Origin of the sequence: Kiloniella laminariae, from assembly GCF_027214005.1 — a bacterium.
Taxonomy (GTDB): domain Bacteria; phylum Pseudomonadota; class Alphaproteobacteria; order Kiloniellales; family Kiloniellaceae; genus Kiloniella; species Kiloniella laminariae_A.
In genome coordinates this window covers 84,869-100,938 of the sequence record NZ_JAPWGY010000008.1, presented here as the reverse complement: position 1 = coordinate 100,938, position 16,070 = coordinate 84,869, and the positions used below count along the sequence as shown (strand labels likewise).

The window sequence follows — 16,070 nt, the reverse complement described above, 5'->3', positions numbered from 1 at the left end:
TGAATCAGGCGCGGTACATCAGCTGGGGTAACAAAGCACCGGAGGCATGGGGGGTGACTTTCACCCCGGCGACATGCAGTACGGGCTGTACATATTGCAATAGCGGAATAACCAGTGCTTCCTGAGCAACAAAACGATCGACTTCTTTCCAGCCGGCGATCCGTTTGCTTTCATCGGCTTCACCCCAGAGCGGGAGAATTTTATCGATCAGATCCTGACCATCCCAGACGGAATGGGGGGACGGTCCAAACATTGAAAATCCGGTTGAGGTTGTCGGGTCACCAATTGCGTTGCCCCAGTTATAAAATGCTGCTGGTGCGAGTTGATCGGCGGCTCTGAGTTCGTAATGTTTGGCAATTTCGTAAACTTCGATCTCGGCTTCAATTCCGACCTTGCGCCACAAGCCGACAATTGCCTGAACCATTTCATAGTCCTTGGGCTTGAACCCGCGGGTCGACTGGATTTTAAATTTCACCGGGTTGTCGAGAGAATAACCTGACGCAGCCAGCAGAGCTTTGGATTTTTCTGGATCATAGGGAACGGTGATAGATGAATCGTAGGCCGTATAATCCGGCGTTTGTAACGTGTCAATGGCAACACCGTAACCGGAAAGCAGGCGGTCGATGATCAGCTGTTTATTGATGGCATGGGCCGCGGCCATGCGCACATTCGGGTCTTTCATGACCTCTATATCATTGAGAAAGATCATTCCGATATCCGAAATCGGCTTGGCGATGCCTGCAAGACCTGATTTCTCTTTCAGACGATCATATTCTTCATAGGGCATTTCCAGGGTGACGTGCGAGTTTCCGGACGCGATTTCGGCGACACGGCTGGAAGCATCCGTAACAAATTTGATTGTTACTGTTTCGAAGTCCGGTTTTTCGCCCCAATAATCAGGATTGGCTTTCAGTCGAACGTAAGCGTTCCGTTCAAATTTATCTACCTTGTATGGGCCGGTACCGATTGGAGCAGCCTCGAAGCCTTCAGCGCCAACTTGTTCATAATAAGCCTTGGGAAGGATATATCCGGTGAGGAAGGACATCCATTTGAAAATCGTCGGCTCAAATTGCAGAACATCCGCTGTAATTTTGTTGCCATCAATACTGTAATTACCAATTTTCCCCCAGATAAACTGAATGGGATTTCCTGTTTCCGGATTACCAGCCCGTTCGAGCGACCAGACGACATCCTCTGCGGTGAAGGGGGAACCGTCGTGCCAGACAACTCCTTCACGTACTGTCATGTGAATTTTACTGTTGTCGTCGTTCCATCCCCAGTCCGTGATCAAGCCGGGCTTGAAGCTGAGATCGGGGTTTTGAGCGATAAAAAGGTCAAAGACAGATTGGTAAATACCTTGAATCGTGGGGTTTACTGCCGAAGGGCCGACCGTCGGGTCCCAGGAAGGCAGGTTGACATTGTAAGCAATCACCAGTTCATCGATGGTTATTTGGGAAAAAACAGTTGTTGGCAGGCTGACAAGTGCTGCAGCTGCGGTTGATATTTTTAGTAAATTTCGCCGACTTATGTTCATTTCTCTGATCCCTGTTCGTTGTTTTTTTATTTTTGATTATTTTTTATTTTTTATTTTCCGGCCAATTTCTGCCCAAGAGCAAAGCCAGAGCCCGCCCCGAGACCTGCGCCCGGCCAGGTGGCGGCGCCTATCAAATGCAGGTTTTTAACTGGTGTTTCACCCGATGCATGAGACGCTGCGGGCCGAAACAGGAAATGTTGGTGGAGATGGTGGCTGCCACAAACCTGATCCCCACCGACAAGATTTGGGTTTTCCTGTTCCAGTTCGAGCGGGGTCACCGTGCGTTTGTGCAGTATAGAGGCTTTAAATCCGGGGGCGTAATTTTCGATAATATCCAGCACCCTTTTTGTGTAAGGCGTAACGGTTTCTCCCCAGGATCTTCCCGTGATCTCTCCTTTTGCATCCCCTTTGATATCAGCGGGAACCATACGCACCTGAATCCAGAGGACATGTTTTCCTTCTGGGGCGCGGGAAGGGTCGACAGTGGTGGGTTGTCCAACCACGATTACCGGTTCGTCGGGCAACAGCCCGGCTTTGGCCTGTTGATAGGTTCGGGCCATTTGATCCATCGATGGGGCAAGGTGAACATAGGCAAATTTTTGCAAATCCGGACTGGCTGTCCAATTGGGGAGGTTGTCGACAGCAAGGTGGATCATCATGGTGCCGGGGGCATGTGAAAAACCACGCATCTTCGAGTCATATTTTTTATGTCCAGAGGTTCTATCCAATAGTTTTTCAATCAGTGCTCCGGGTGCAACATTGGCGATGACGGCACGTTTGGCGGTAATTACCCTCCCGTTATCCAGCTCAATTGCCGTTGCTTTCCCCTTGTTATCCCTCTGGATACGTAACACAGGTGCGTTGCATTCAATTTTTCCCCCTCGAGATTGAACCATCGTTGTTAAGGCATTGGTGAGAGTAGCTGCCCCCCCTTTACCGATAACCATGCCGAAACTCTGATTGGCCATGGCTTCGAGGTAGGGGAACAAGGCGCCACCAGCAATATCTGGGGCAAAATCAAGATGCATCCCCCAGGCGGCGAGGGTTGCCTTCAAATGTTCACTTTGAAAAGTTGTGTCCAGCCAGACCCGTGAAGAGGAAAGCAAAAACTGGAACAGTTCTTTTGTTCCGGAAGGACCCTTTCTGAAAACAATTTTTGTCAATAAACATGCTAATGCATTTAAATTTATCGGGCAGGAAAGTAAGCTGAATAATGTCTCTGACTCTTTGGGGAATTCCTTTACCAGGGAGTTCCAGGTTTTTGCATCTTCTGGTGAGAAGGCGGAAATTCTGGACAGAGTTTCTGACAGGTCGGTCGTCACACCGAGCCAGGACCCGTCCGGGAATGCCGATGAAAAGCAATTTTTCACAGGAATGAATTCAAGCCCACAGTCAAGTAGATCCTGCTTGTAGGCGCTGAAAAATGGTGATCCTGCGAAAAGAGACAGATTCATGGCTGCCCAGTCGCTCTTAAATCCAGGCGCCGTATATTCATCAGTCTTAACAGCGCCACCTGCAGTGGGGGCTTGTTCAAATATTCCGACACTCCAGCCCTTTGTCGCGAGATGGGCTGCGCAAGCCAGGCTGTTATGACCTGCACCTATGAATACGGCGTCGAATGTTTCAGACATAAATTTCTCCCGCGATTTGTAATGATTATTGCAAATGCATATAAATTTGTCTAGTATCTACTTAATCAATCAAAAGCTGGTGCGACGCGGTTGTCGAAACTGGTTAACTAATTAACAGAGGAGAGTTCGTCGATGAATTCATCGTCCGTACTGGGAGAACTGGGTGCTTTATTGCTTGATGGCAAAGTAGAGGTCGTGGACCTTTCAGGAAGTCTTGGTCCTGACACACCAATCCTGCAGCTGCCTGAAGATTTCGCAAAAAACACGCCGAAAATCGAAATTCACAAGATTTCAGAATATGATGAAGACGGGCCTTTTTTCGCCTGGAACTGGCTGAAACTTGGTGAACACTCGGGGACACATTTTGATGCTCCCCATCATTGGATCACAGGCAAAGATTTTGAGGATGGCTATACGGATACCATTCCGATGCAGAGACTGGTCGCGCCGGTCAACGTGATCGACTGTTCTGATGAAGTGGCTAAAAACCCTGATTTTCTGTTGTCAGCAGATGCTGTGCGTGCCTGGGAAGAAGTACACGGCGAGATCAGTTCTGGCGAGTGGGTTGTCATGCGTTCTGACTGGTACAAACGCAGTAATGATACCTCTGCCTTTTTAAATGCTGATGAGAGCGGCCCTCATTCTCCTGGGCCAACAGTAGACTGTATCCAGTACCTTTTGTCTAAAGGGATTGTTGGTTGGGGGAATGAATGTATTGGCACTGATGCGGGGCAGGCAGGGGGAATGAACCCACCATACCCGGCGCACAACCTTTTGCATGCAGCAAATCGCTATGGTCTGGCCAGCCTGAACTGTCTTGACAGGCTGCCTGCCAAGGGAGCGATCCTGATTGCGGCTCCCTTGAAGATTGTGCGTGGAACGGGCAGTCCGATCCGGGCACTGGCTCTGGTGCCAAAGGGGTAACAGGTGCAGCGCTACGATCACATCATTGTTGGATCAGGTATCAACGCGCTTGTCGCTGCAGCCATGCTGTCTGGCAAGGGTGACAAGGTCCTGATTCTGGAACGTTCGGATGTTTTGGGAGGCTGCCTGCGGACAGAGGAAATAACGCTGCCGGGGTACCATCATGATGTGATGGCTGCAACTTTTGTTCTTTTCCTGACTTCTCCGGCCTATGCTGTTCTCGGCGAAGATCTTGCGCGACATGGGCTGGAATTTTGTCATACAGCGTATCCCACGGCTGTTTTGTGCCCGGATGGTTCGAGCCTTGTGTTGTCTACCGATCGAAGTGCCAATGTCCAGTCCTGGAATGACCTTGCTGGTGGGGATGGTGATTGTCATGCACAAGATGTCGGGAATATTGAAGATGATGCGGCATTTCTGTTCGCCTTGCTCGGAGGGCGTCTATGGTCCTGGTCAACTTTCAGGCTCATACTGGTTCAGGCATGGAGGCGTGGCCCCAGAGGTCTTGTTTCCTGGATAGGGCAGGCGCTTGTGCCTGCCCGGGCATGGCTGGAGGCAACCTATAAATCCCCTTTGGTTCAGGCGCTTTGGGCGCCCTGGGTGTTACACGCGGGACTAACGCCTTCTTCCAGTTTCTCTGGCCAGATGGGCAAGGTCATTGCTTTTGCTCTGGAAGCTGCAGGCGCACCTGTGGTTAAAGGAGGTGCCGGGGGGGCTGTTGCAGCATTTCGATCCTTAATCGAAGAGCGTGGTGGCGTCATACGAACCGGCATCGACGTGGACAAGGTGATCGTCGAAAATGGCCAGGCTTGTGGTGTGGTTACGTCAAGCGGTGAACGCGTTGAAGCTGATAATGTCTCTGTGTCGGTTGCTCCCGGTCAGCTGTATCAGCGGCTGTTGCGGGAGGAGAAACTTGACGAGGAATACAGCATTTCGACTGAGTTTCGGCACGGCAGGGGAAATTTTCAACTTCATTATGCTCTGGAGGCTTCTCCGGAGTGGATTGCCGAAGGGCTTGATAAAGTTGCCCTGATACATCTCTGTGAAGGGATTGATGCAGTCTCGAAATCAGCCAATGAGGCAGAGCGGGGGCTGTTGCCGGAAGTGCCAACAATCTGTGTCGGGCAACCGCATCAGCTCGACCCGAGCCGCTGTCCAGCTGGCAAGGCAATCTTGTGGATACAGGTTCCGGATGCTCCGCGTTTGATAAAAGGTGATGCGGCTGGTCAGTTGCCGACGACAGCAGAATGGACGGAAAGCTTGCGCGAAGCTTTTGCTGATCGCATCGAAAGTATTCTTTCAAATCATATCAAGGATTTTAAAAAGAGCGTACTGAAACGTCGTGCCTATTCGCCCGCCGATTTGGCAGCCATCAACATCAATCTGGTGGGGGGAGATCCCTATGGTGGATCCTGTGAAATTGATCAGTTCTTTGTTTGGCGTCCCTTTGCCCACTCGGTAAATTCTGGCACAACAATCAAGAATCTGCACCATATTGGTGCCTCGACCCATCCCGGGCCGGGCCTTGGGGGTGGTTCTGGTTATTTGCTGGCAAAAAGGATGGGAGCATGATGGATCAACCGTCATCTGAAGAGAATAAGGCAACGAGGTTGCCCAGTCTGGGTGAGATCGGGTTACAGCAGTTTGTACCATATTTGATGAACCGGATTATCGGGCGGTATAACGCCAGTTTGCGGGATGAGATGGCTACATTGGGCCTGACAACACCCAAAATGCGTGCGCTGGCGGTCTTGTCTGTAACTGACGGTATTCTGATATGGCAGCTTGCCGTGTATGCGGTCGTGGAGCAATCAACGCTTTCCAGAGCTTTGGATGCTCTGGAACTTGATGCACTGATCCGTCGTGAATCTGATCCGGAAGACAGTCGGGCAGTTAGGGTTTTTATTACTGATTCCGGGCGTGCGGCATTTGACAGGCTCTGGCCTCATATGGCGAAAAGCTATGACCAGATGCTTGAGGCAATTGATGAAGATGAGCGTCGGGCTTTTGTAGGTACTTTGCAGAAAATTCTCTCAAACATCAGAAAACATGACTTTTAATCACAACTGACACGACATTTTCAGAGGATTGCCTCTCTCGAAGTCGTATCTTCAAAACAGGAACTCTATTAATGGCCGAGCGTTCTTTCGCCAAAGAAGTGCAAAAACTCAAACTTGGGCAGGGCGAAACACTCCGGTGCGAGGGGATACTGGCCATTACCAAGGCACTGCTTGAATGTGGTGTCGGTTATGTCGGGGGATACCAGGGGGCGCCAATCAGTCATCTGATGGATGTTCTGGCCGATGCAGAGGAGATTTTATCAGAGCTTGGTGTGCGGTATGAGGCAAATGCGTCAGAAGCCGCAGCTGCAGCGATGCTTGCTGCATCTGTACATTATCCGATCCGAGGGGCGGTTACTTTCAAAGGTTCTGTCGGTGTCAATGTCGCATCCGATGCCTTGGCGAATTTATCCTCATCCGGCGTTACCGGTGGTGCCCTTATCATTGTGGGAGAAGATTATGGCGAGGGGTCCTCTATCATGCAGGAACGCAGCCATGCCTTTGCCATGAAGTCACAGTTCTGGTTGCTTGATCCGCGCCCGAATTTGCAGTCGATCGTCAAGGCCGTTGAAGATGGTTTCGAGCTGTCAGAGGCATCTGGAACGCCAGTAATGTTGATGTTACGGATCAGATCCTGCCATGTTACGGGCAGTATCGAGACCCGTGACAATATTGCTCCTCCCTTGAGCGTCAAAGCGGCCTTGTCCAATCCGCAACGGGATTTTTCACGGGTGGTTCTGCCGCCAATGTCTTATGCCCATGAGCAGGATAAAATAAACAACCGCTGGCCAAAGGCCGAAAAATTTATCATGGAACAGCAGTTGAACGAACGTTTTGGCCCGGACAGATCACAGGTCGGTATTGTTCTTCAGGGGGGAATGTACAATTCGGTTATCCGGGCCTTGCAGCGGCTTGGCCTTGCTGATTTGCACGGAGATACTCAAGTTCCGCTTTATGTGCTGAATGTTACCTATCCACTGGTGAATGACGAATTTCTGAAATTTTGTGAAGGCAAGGAAAGTGTTCTGGTTGTTGAAGAAGGGCAACCGGAATTTATTGAACAAGGCCTGTCAACAATGCTGCTTCGTGCGGGAAGCACAGTTAGGCTCTTTGGCAAAGACATTCTGCCGATGGCCGGTGAATACACAGGCCAGGTTTTGTTGGAAGGTGTTACAGGATTCCTGCGCAAAGCGGCCCCGGAACTGCTTTCGGGACAAGTATTGGCCCCGAATTCTGTTGCGCCGTCTTTTCCCGATTTATCCGCCAGCGTTCCCATTCGTCCTCCCGGATTTTGCACGGGTTGCCCAGAGCGGCCAATTTTTGCGGCTCTAAAGTTGGTAGAACAGGAACTGGGGCTGCACCAGATTACCGCGGATATCGGGTGCCATCTTTTCGCGACACTGCCGCCCTTCGAGATCGGAGGCTCAACCATGGGTTATGGTCTTGGTCCTGCATCCAATGCGGCTTTCGGCGGGGGTGGAGAACGGCGGCCAATTTCAATTCTGGGGGATGGAGGTTTCTGGCACAACGGTTTGTCGTCCTCAATTGGCAACATGGTCTATAACAGGTCAGACAGTGTGGCTGTTATCGTCGATAATCACTATGCAGCCGCTACGGGCGGACAGGACCTGATGTCCTCGCGGGCCGAGAGCAAAAGCAAATCAACGAACCATCCGATTACCAAGGCGCTCAAAGGTGTCGGTGTTGACTGGGTACGGCAAATCGATCGGACCTATGATGTTCCGAAAATGCGGGAAATCATACGAGAGGCTTTAACAACAGATTATGACGGCCCAAAAGTCATTGTTGCGTCATCTGAATGTATGCTGAACAAGCAACGCCGGGAAAAACCGCTTCGAAACAAGGCAATTAAAGAGGGACGCCGTGTCGAGGCACCGCGGTTTGGCGTTGATGAAGATGTCTGTACGGGAGATCACGCCTGTATCCGTTTGTCCGGTTGCCCTTCGTTATCCCTTAAAAAACTGGATGATCCTTTGCGGGATGATCCTGTCGCCAGCATTGACCAGACCTGTGTCGGCTGTGGCAATTGCGGCGAGGTTGCCGATGCTGCTGTCCTTTGTCCTTCCTTCTACCGGGTTGATGTTGTTCATAATCCTGGCTGGATTGAAAAACTATGTACCAGGTTTCGGATTCAAATAATCAACTGGTTACAGTCGCGTCGACAGCGTGGAAAACTCGAGTTTGTGGAGCTTTAGAATATGGTTGGTGCGCAAATGAATTTGAAAGCTCAGGCATTGGACCCACAAATGAAGGGCTTGATCAAGCTGGCGGTGATGGCTGTGGGGGGGCAGGGCGGAGGTGTTCTTACCAGCTGGATCGAAGCTGTTGCTCAGGCAAACGGATATGCTGTTCAGGCCACTTCTGTTGCGGGGGTAGCTCAGCGGACCGGAGCAACAATTTATTATATAGAAATGGCTCCTGATGGGGAGCGCGCCCCTGTGTTTTCCTTGGCTCCGGCAGCAGGGGATGTAGATATCCTGATTGCTGCGGAGATGATAGAAGCTGGCCGGGCAATTTTGCGGGGGTTTGTGACCCCTGATCGTACGACCCTGATCACTTCAACCCACCGTTCTCTGGCGGTATCGGAAAAGATGGTGCCCGGCGATGGCACTGTTGATTCCCGGGATGTTCGTGTCGCTGCTGAAGCCGCGGCGCAACGGCTGATCATGTTTGACATGGAAAAAGTCGCGGTTGATTCCGGTTCGGTGATCTCATCTAGTCTGTTCGGTGCACTTGCAGGCTCTGGCGCGCTGCCTTTTGCCAGAGAGACCTTTGAAGAGGCCATCCGTGCTTCCGGAAAAGGGGTGGAAACCAGTCTTGCAGCCTTCGGTCAGGCGTTTTCTGTTGCCAGCAACCCGGAAACACCGGCAGAGACTGTTGTTGCTGCTGGTAGTAAAAAGTACAGGGTTCAGGGCTCGGAAAAACTGTTACAAAACTGGCACCTTCTGCTACGCCGTATTCAGGAATTTCCAACAGAAGTGCAGGAAATTACCACGGCAGGGTTACACAAGGTGGTGGATTTTCAGGACCTTGACTATGGACAAAGTTATCTTGATCGACTGGATAGGGTTCTTGGAAAAGATCATGCGCATGAAGGGTTTCGTCTGACCCGGGAAGCGGCAAAATATATTGCCAATGCCATGGCCTATGATGACGTTATTCGGGTAGCTGATCTGAAAACCCGCGGCAACCGTTTCCAGCGAGTTCGGGGTGAAATGGGAGTGAGCAGTGAGGCCCTGATGAAGATCACCGAATTTATGCACCCGAGAGCCGAAGAACTGGTAGGGTTGTTGCCCGTCAGATGGGGGCGAAAGATCGAGGCTCAAAAAAGCTGGATGGAGCGGATAGAACACTACTTCTGTAAAGGACGGCGTCTTCGTACGGACAGTTTTTTTGCTTTTGCCTTGTTATACCTCCTCGGCGGACTTCGGGGATGGCGTCTTCGAAGCCTGAGACATGCAACGGAGATAGAGCATATGGAGCGATGGCTTTCTGTATCGCTTGGTTATCTTGATCAGAATTATGCTCTGGCGGTTGAGGTTTTGCGCTGCCGTCGAATTGTTAAAGGTTATTCGGATACCCATGCCCGAGGCCTATCCAAATTTGATCGGGTCCTTGAGGGAATTGCGCTGGTTTCTGCCCGGAAAGATTCTGCTGACTGGGCGAGCCGGTTGCGTGAGGCAGCTCTTAAGGATGAAAAAGGAGAGGCGTTAGACGGCGCTCTGAAAACGATCAGGTCTTTTGTCTGAACCTTTCAATGAGACTAAAGGACATTTCCTCAAAATTTCACACCAAAAATTTTTATCCCAAAAATTTTTCAGGGCGAATGACGCTGACATCACTGCAGTAGGTGATCATGGCGTAGTTGTCATAATATTTCTGCTCGAGAAACGCGAGGATCTGGTCTGAAAGAGATTCTCCACAAACGATTTCAATTCTGATATTGCCATCAATCCCCCATTCGCCAGCTCTGGTACCGCGGTGGCCTCTTCCGCGTACATCCGAGATGGTAAAGCCTTTGACACCAAGCACTTCCAGGTCGGTGAGGAGCGTTGTTTCAATAACGGACTCTGTAATGATGACAACGAGTTTTGGTTGTTTTTTATCACTCATAACGGGGTTCCTGAAATCTGGAGAGCCAGTCTGTGGTAGAGAGGGATGCCAACAAGGACGTTGAAAGGAAAGGTAATGCCGAGCGAGGCTGCTAGCGAGAGTGCCGGGTTGGCTTCGGGTACGGCCGTTCTTATTGCAGCAGGGACGGCGATATAGGACGCGCTGGCTGCGAGGGTTGCCAGAACAGTCGTCCCGCCGACAGACAGACCTAACAAGTTCCCAAGCAAGGCACCAATACAGGCTGACGCCAGAGGTAATCCCAATCCAAACAGGATCAGGGGGATACCATATTTACGCAGGCTGCTGACATGTTGTGCCGTGATCAGGCCCATTTCCAGAAGAAAGAGTGCCAGAACCCCTTTGAAGGTATTGAAGAACAGACCTGAGAGGGGTTCAACACCTGAAGGTCCGACAGCCCAGCCAATCAGAAGCCCGCCTAATAGAAGAACAATACTTTTACCCAGGAAGGTCTCGTGCGCCAGGGCTTTCCAGTTGGTCTCTCTGGTGATGCCCTTGGCCAGAATAATGCCGACGATGATGGCGGGAACTTCCAGCAGAACGACAAACAAGGGCATGTGGCTTTCGTATTCGATCTGTTGGTGGCCGAGATAGGCAACAGCAACAGCAAAGGTCCCGACACTTACAGATCCGTAATGCGCAGCGAGAGAAGCGGCGTCAGCACGTTTGAAACGCCCCAGTTTGAGCAGCAGGGGAAAGGAGAGCAGGGGCAGAACAAATCCCATGACAATTACCGCAACCATCTGGGGCAGAAGCGTCGACATGGGTTGGGTCGCCAGTTCGACGCCGCCCTTCAATCCGATGGTGAGCAAGAGAAGGACAGAGAGAAACTCATAGATGGCAGGAGGCAGGCGAAGTTCCGAGCGCAGGAGAGCTGCAATCAAACCCAGCAGGAAAAACAGAATTATCGGGTCCATCGCGTGATTTTCTCAAATGGTTGTTGCGGTTGAGCCAGTTCACCGGAAAGCGGGATATCTGGCAAGGAAAATTACAGGCGGAAAAGAATAGGCCATGAAATATTATCAAGCAAAAGTTACTGGCTTTTATACTGCGAATTAATGATTGAACAGATCCTGGACCTGAAGGTAGTCGCTGTCCTCTTTACATCAATCCTCACAAGAAGTAGAAGTCGCTCTGCTTTCCACTGACTGAACTGAAAATTGAACAGCTCTGTTCTGTGTTCTGGTGGAAAAATGAGGATAAGCCTGTCTTTTTGCGCTTGTTCTAGGTGGCGCGCAATACCGTGTGCTATGTAATAAAGATGAGAGCCCTAAAGCTTAACGGATATCCCATAGCCTGCTGCCTCACCTGTTCCTGTTCCGAAAGAAAAAACATGTCTGAATCTTCTGCACACTTCGAGGGTGTTCTTCCGCCACTGGGGCAGGCGCTTGGTAAACGTGGCTATCAAGCCTTAACCCCGGTACAGCAGGCCGTGCTGGCTCCCGAGTTGGCTGATGCAGATGCACTGGTCTCGGCGCAGACGGGTTCAGGCAAGACGGTTGCCTTCGGGCTGGCTATTGCTCCAACACTGCTTGATGGGGCGGAACGATTCTCCCGGGCGCAGGTGCCTCTGGCTCTGGTGATTGCACCAACCCGTGAGCTGGCACTGCAGGTCAAAAGCGAACTGGACTGGCTCTATGAAATGACTGGCGCGTCTGTAACATCCTGTGTCGGCGGGATGGATATGCGCAGCGAGCGGCGAGAGCTGGACCGTGGCGTTCATATCGTTGTCGGTACGCCAGGACGGCTGCGTGATCATATAGAGCGGGGATCTCTGGATGTAACGGCTTTGCGGGCTGTGGTGCTGGATGAAGCCGACGAAATGCTCGACATGGGATTTCGGGATGATCTCGAATACATCCTTGATACGACCCCGGAAGACCGTCGTACGTTGCTGTTTTCTGCAACGGTGCCACGTTCTATTCTTGGTCTGGCAAAGCGTTATCAACGCAATGCTGTACGTTTGTCGACGGCAGCAGAAGAGAAACAACATCTGGATATCGAGTATCGTGCCCTGACTGTTGCGCCAAATGATCGTGAAAATGCAATCATTAATCTGGTGCGGTATTATGAACCCAAAAATGCCATTGTGTTTTGCGCGACCCGTTTGACTGTCAGTCATCTGGCGAGCCGTCTGACCAATCGGGGTTTTGCTGTGGTTGCTCTGTCCGGAGAACTGAGCCAGGCCCAGCGAAGCCACGCGTTACAGGCCATGCGAGATGGCCGTGCACAGATTTGTGTTGCAACCGATGTTGCCGCACGCGGGATCGACCTGCCAAATCTTGAGCTGGTTATACATGCCGATATTCCCAAAGGGGCAGAGCCTTTATTGCATCGGAGTGGACGTACCGGTCGCGCCGGGCGAAAAGGGGTCAGTGCGCTGATCGTCCCGCACAACTGGCGCAAGCGTACAGAACGCCTGCTGGATAATGCCAATGTTGTCGCAACCTGGGCCAAGACACCTTCGGTAGAAGATATTATTGAACGGGATCGTGAACGTTTTCTGGCAAACCCGGCGTTGAATGAGCCGGTCAAGGAAGACGAGCTGGCCTTTGTTCAGGAGTTGCTTTCCCGTTATAGCGCTGAACAGGTTGCGGCGGCACTGGTCCGTTTAAACCACGCTGGCCTGCCTGCTCCGGAAGAATTGCTGGATACACCTGAACCTCGCCAGGCGCGAGAAGGGCGAGATCGTAGCGACCGTGGAGAACGGAGCAGTTCAAATGACCGTGGCAATCGTCAGGACAGACGCGATCGAGAACAGAGTGATGTACCGCGCAAGCAGCGTCAGGACTTTACAGACGGGGTCTGGATTTCTGTATCAGTCGGACGTAAACATACGGCAGAACCCCGCTGGCTATTGCCAATGCTGTGTCGTGCCGGGCATGTGACCAAAAATGAAATCGGTGCGATCCGGATTTATGAATCAGAATCATTTATTGAGATCGCCTCTGATTCTGTTGATCAGTTTTTTACTGCCCTGGGACCGAGCAGCAAGATGGAAAAAACCATCAGTGTGAAGCGGTTGGAGGGAACGCCTGACGATGAAGTTGCGACTTTCAGATCTTCCAGAGGCGAAGAGCGTGGCAAACGTGAACGTCATGAGAGGGAAGATGGTTCGGATGAGACTAAAAAATCCGGTCGGAGCGGGGCAAGCCATTTCAGGGACAGTTTCAACGCCAAAAGTGAAAAAAGAGATTTTGGCAAGGGAAGCTGGAGCGCCGACCGTCGTCCAAAAGAACCGGTGAAAGCAGGCAAGGTAGATCTGAAGGCTTTGGCATCGAACATTGAAGAGAAAAACAGTAAATCTGCCCTCAACTATGATTCTGCAAACAAGCGGTCCAGTAAGCCAGCCAAAAAATCTTTCGACAAGCCAAGAGCCGCGAAAGAGTTTTCTCCCATGAGTGGCGATAAAAAACCGGGAGCTGCCAGAACAGGAGTTGGCAAGGCGGATCGTCCCGTTAAAAAAACACAGCCCAGTGAAACTGAGGGGCCTTCGGATGCGGGAGAAATCTTTACCCGCAAACCCCGGTTCGACAAAACTGGCAGTGCAGGAAAAGGCAAGTCAGGCAAGGGAGCTGCAGGCAAGCCCGGGTTTGCCCGGAAGGCAAAGGACAAAACGGGCTCGACGACCCTGAAGAGAAAGAAACCCAAAGCCTGAATGGGCCTTATGGGGCCTGGTTTACGTTGGACACGGGCATTGGTATTTGAGAACAGGGCGGTGGGACAGGATTTGTTCTCTCGCCCTGTTTCTGTTTTAAATATTTCCTATAAATGTCATCTCGGCGCAACAGCTGCGGGGTACCGCTTGGGAAACAACAAAACCCAAAACCAACTTATGTGCAAACGTTGGTGTACGCAGGAGAAGACGATGACAAACAAAGACAGAAAACAGATTTCTTTTGATGATTTTGATGAGCTTCATAATCCAGGACCAGAACAAACCGATTTTGAACAGATCGTCGACAAGGCCATAAGCCGTCGTGGTTTTCTTGGAGCTGGTCTGGGCCTTGGAGCTGCAGCATTTGTGCTCGGGACGACGGCTCTGACTCCAACAAAAGCCAAAGCATCCAGCCGATTTTCTTTTGAACCTGTTGCGGCCAATTCACTGGATACGGTGACCGTCCCAAAAGGTTACAGCTGGCACGTTGTCAGTAAATGGGGGGATCCTCTTTGGTCAAAATCACTGGATTTCGATCACAAAACCCGTGGAACCGGTGAAAGTCAGGAACTGGCCTTTGGCGATAACAATGATGGTATGGCGCTTTTTGCCGAGAATGGCCGGGATATCCTGGTGGTGAACAATGAATATACCAACCGCAACATTATCTATGGCAATCGGGAAAGCGAGTTACCTGAAACGGCTGATGATATCCGTAAGGGCAAAGCGGCTCATGGGATTACAGTGGCCGAGATTGCACAGAAGAACAGCAGATGGAGTATTGTAAAAGATTCTGATCTCAACCGTCGTATCACAGCCGATACACCGATGGAAATCACAGGCCCGGCCCGGGGGCATGCACTGCTGCAAACAGCAGCCGATGCCACAGGTACGCGTTCACTTGGAACATGGAATAATTGTGGAAATGGGCGTACGCCTTGGGGAACCTATCTCGCTTGCGAAGAAAATTTCAATGGCTATTTTTCCAGCAGCGACGAGAACTACTCACCAAGTGAAGAGTTGAAACGGTATGGGGTAAAAAACGAAGACTGGGGCTATGGCTGGGCCAGGGAAGACGAACGTTTTGATATCAGCAAGAACCCAAACGAGCCAAACCGTGCGGGATATATTGTTGAATTTGATCCACGTAATCCTTCTTCCACGCCCAAAAAACGTACCGCTTTGGGGCGTTTCAAACATGAAAATGCAGAGGTCGTGGTCAATCACGATGGGCATGTCGTGGTCTATATGGGAGATGACGAGCGGGGTGAATTTATTTACCGCTTTGTTTCTGAAAGTAAATATAGCCAGGGAGCAGACAACAGTGACCTGCTGGAAACGGGTCGGCTTTATGTTGCCAAATTCCATGATGATCAAACCGGAGAGTGGCTGGAACTGACCCCAGAAACAACCGGTATGGCATCTCAGGCAGAGGTCTGTGTTCATTCTCGCTTGGCCGGATCTGCCGTCGGCGCCACGACAATGGATCGTCCCGAATGGGTCGCCGCACATCCAAAGCGGGCAGAAATCTATTGTGCACTGACCAACAATAAAAACCGGGGTAAAAAGCCGAATGCTGGCGGAGATGAGACAGCTGTTGGTGGTCCAAATCCGAGAGCAGCCAATCTTTATGGGCAGATTGTACGCTGGAAGCCGGAAAATGAAGACCATACTTCCGCGGGCTTTCGCTGGGATCTTTTTGTAATGGCGGGTAATCCGACAGTACACAAAGATGCCTATGGCGGGTCTGAAAATGTTAATGCCAACAATATGTTCAATTCACCGGATGGCATCTCTTTTGATAATAACGGCATGCTGTGGATCCAGACGGATGGTAAATATTCCAATGAAGGAGATTTCGCTGGAATGGGAAACAATCAGATGCTGATCGGGGATACTGAAACTGGTGAAATTCAGCGTTTTCTGGTCGGGCCAAAAGAATGTGAAGTGACGGGGATAACCTGGAGCGGAGATCGCAAAACAGTTTTTGTTGGGATCCAGCATCCGGGTGAAGAAGGGAACAGTCATTTTCCGGAGGGAGGCTCTGCGGTTCCCCGCTCATCGGTTATTGCTGTTACCCGAGACGATGGTGCGGTCATCGGTTGAAATCT

General features: G+C 51.0%; 11 protein-coding genes. 7 read left to right on the top strand and 4 right to left on the bottom strand.

Annotated features, from left to right (window positions below):
- Window positions 1–4: 4 nt before the first annotated feature.
- Complete coding sequence (locus O4H49_RS17360) at window positions 5–1,534, bottom strand: ABC transporter substrate-binding protein (protein ID WP_269424710.1); 1,530 nt, start codon at window positions 1,532–1,534, stop codon at window positions 5–7.
- A gap of 50 nt (window positions 1,535–1,584) precedes the next feature.
- Window positions 1,585–3,165, bottom strand: a complete 1,581-nt coding sequence (locus O4H49_RS17355; RefSeq protein ID WP_269424709.1) for a phytoene desaturase family protein — start codon at window positions 3,163–3,165, stop codon at window positions 1,585–1,587.
- Window positions 3,166–3,297: 132 nt separating this feature from the next.
- Between O4H49_RS17355 and O4H49_RS17350 the strand changes: the two genes are divergently transcribed.
- The 5 genes from O4H49_RS17350 to O4H49_RS17330 all read left to right on the top strand — a co-directional run bounded on the left by O4H49_RS17350 (window position 3,298) and on the right by O4H49_RS17330 (window position 9,919).
- A complete protein-coding gene (locus tag O4H49_RS17350; RefSeq protein WP_269424708.1) occupies window positions 3,298–4,089 on the top strand; it encodes a cyclase family protein in 792 nt (263 codons plus the stop codon).
- A gap of 3 nt (window positions 4,090–4,092) precedes the next feature.
- Entirely contained in the window at window positions 4,093–5,661 is a 1,569-nt protein-coding gene (locus tag O4H49_RS17345) for a phytoene desaturase family protein (protein ID WP_269424707.1), read from the top strand.
- Window positions 5,658–6,149: a MarR family winged helix-turn-helix transcriptional regulator gene (locus tag O4H49_RS17340; protein ID WP_269424706.1), complete on the top strand. Its 492-nt coding sequence runs from the start codon at window positions 5,658–5,660 to the stop codon at window positions 6,147–6,149. Before O4H49_RS17345 ends, O4H49_RS17340 begins: the two co-directional genes overlap by 4 nt.
- Before the next feature lie 71 nt (window positions 6,150–6,220).
- Window positions 6,221–8,365, top strand: coding sequence for an indolepyruvate ferredoxin oxidoreductase subunit alpha (locus tag O4H49_RS17335; protein WP_269424705.1), 2,145 nt, complete (start codon window positions 6,221–6,223; stop codon window positions 8,363–8,365).
- An 18-nt stretch (window positions 8,366–8,383) separates the two neighbouring features.
- Window positions 8,384–9,919 (top strand): indolepyruvate oxidoreductase subunit beta family protein, encoded by a 1,536-nt coding sequence (locus O4H49_RS17330; RefSeq protein ID WP_269424704.1) that lies wholly within the window; start codon window positions 8,384–8,386, stop codon window positions 9,917–9,919.
- Between the two features lie 52 nt (window positions 9,920–9,971).
- Here the strand turns inward: O4H49_RS17330 and O4H49_RS17325 are convergent, their stop codons facing one another.
- The gene (locus O4H49_RS17325) at window positions 9,972–10,283 is read right to left on the bottom strand and encodes a P-II family nitrogen regulator (RefSeq protein ID WP_269424703.1); all 312 of its coding nucleotides are present in this window, start codon (window positions 10,281–10,283) and stop codon (window positions 9,972–9,974) included.
- Window positions 10,280–11,218 carry a sodium-dependent bicarbonate transport family permease gene (locus tag O4H49_RS17320; RefSeq protein ID WP_269424702.1) on the bottom strand — a complete coding sequence of 313 codons (939 nt, stop codon included), beginning with the start codon at window positions 11,216–11,218 and terminating at the stop codon, window positions 10,280–10,282. The genes O4H49_RS17325 and O4H49_RS17320 overlap by 4 nt, the downstream gene beginning before the upstream one ends.
- Window positions 11,219–11,634: 416 nt before the next feature.
- On the opposite strand from O4H49_RS17320, the gene O4H49_RS17315 reads away from it, so the two are divergent.
- Both O4H49_RS17315 and O4H49_RS17310 read left to right on the top strand, forming a co-directional pair.
- Window positions 11,635–13,959 (top strand): DEAD/DEAH box helicase, encoded by a 2,325-nt coding sequence (locus O4H49_RS17315; protein WP_269424700.1) that lies wholly within the window; start codon window positions 11,635–11,637, stop codon window positions 13,957–13,959.
- Between the two features lie 210 nt (window positions 13,960–14,169).
- A complete protein-coding gene (locus tag O4H49_RS17310; protein WP_269424699.1) occupies window positions 14,170–16,065 on the top strand; it encodes a PhoX family protein in 1,896 nt (631 codons plus the stop codon).
- Window positions 16,066–16,070: the final 5 nt, after the last annotated feature.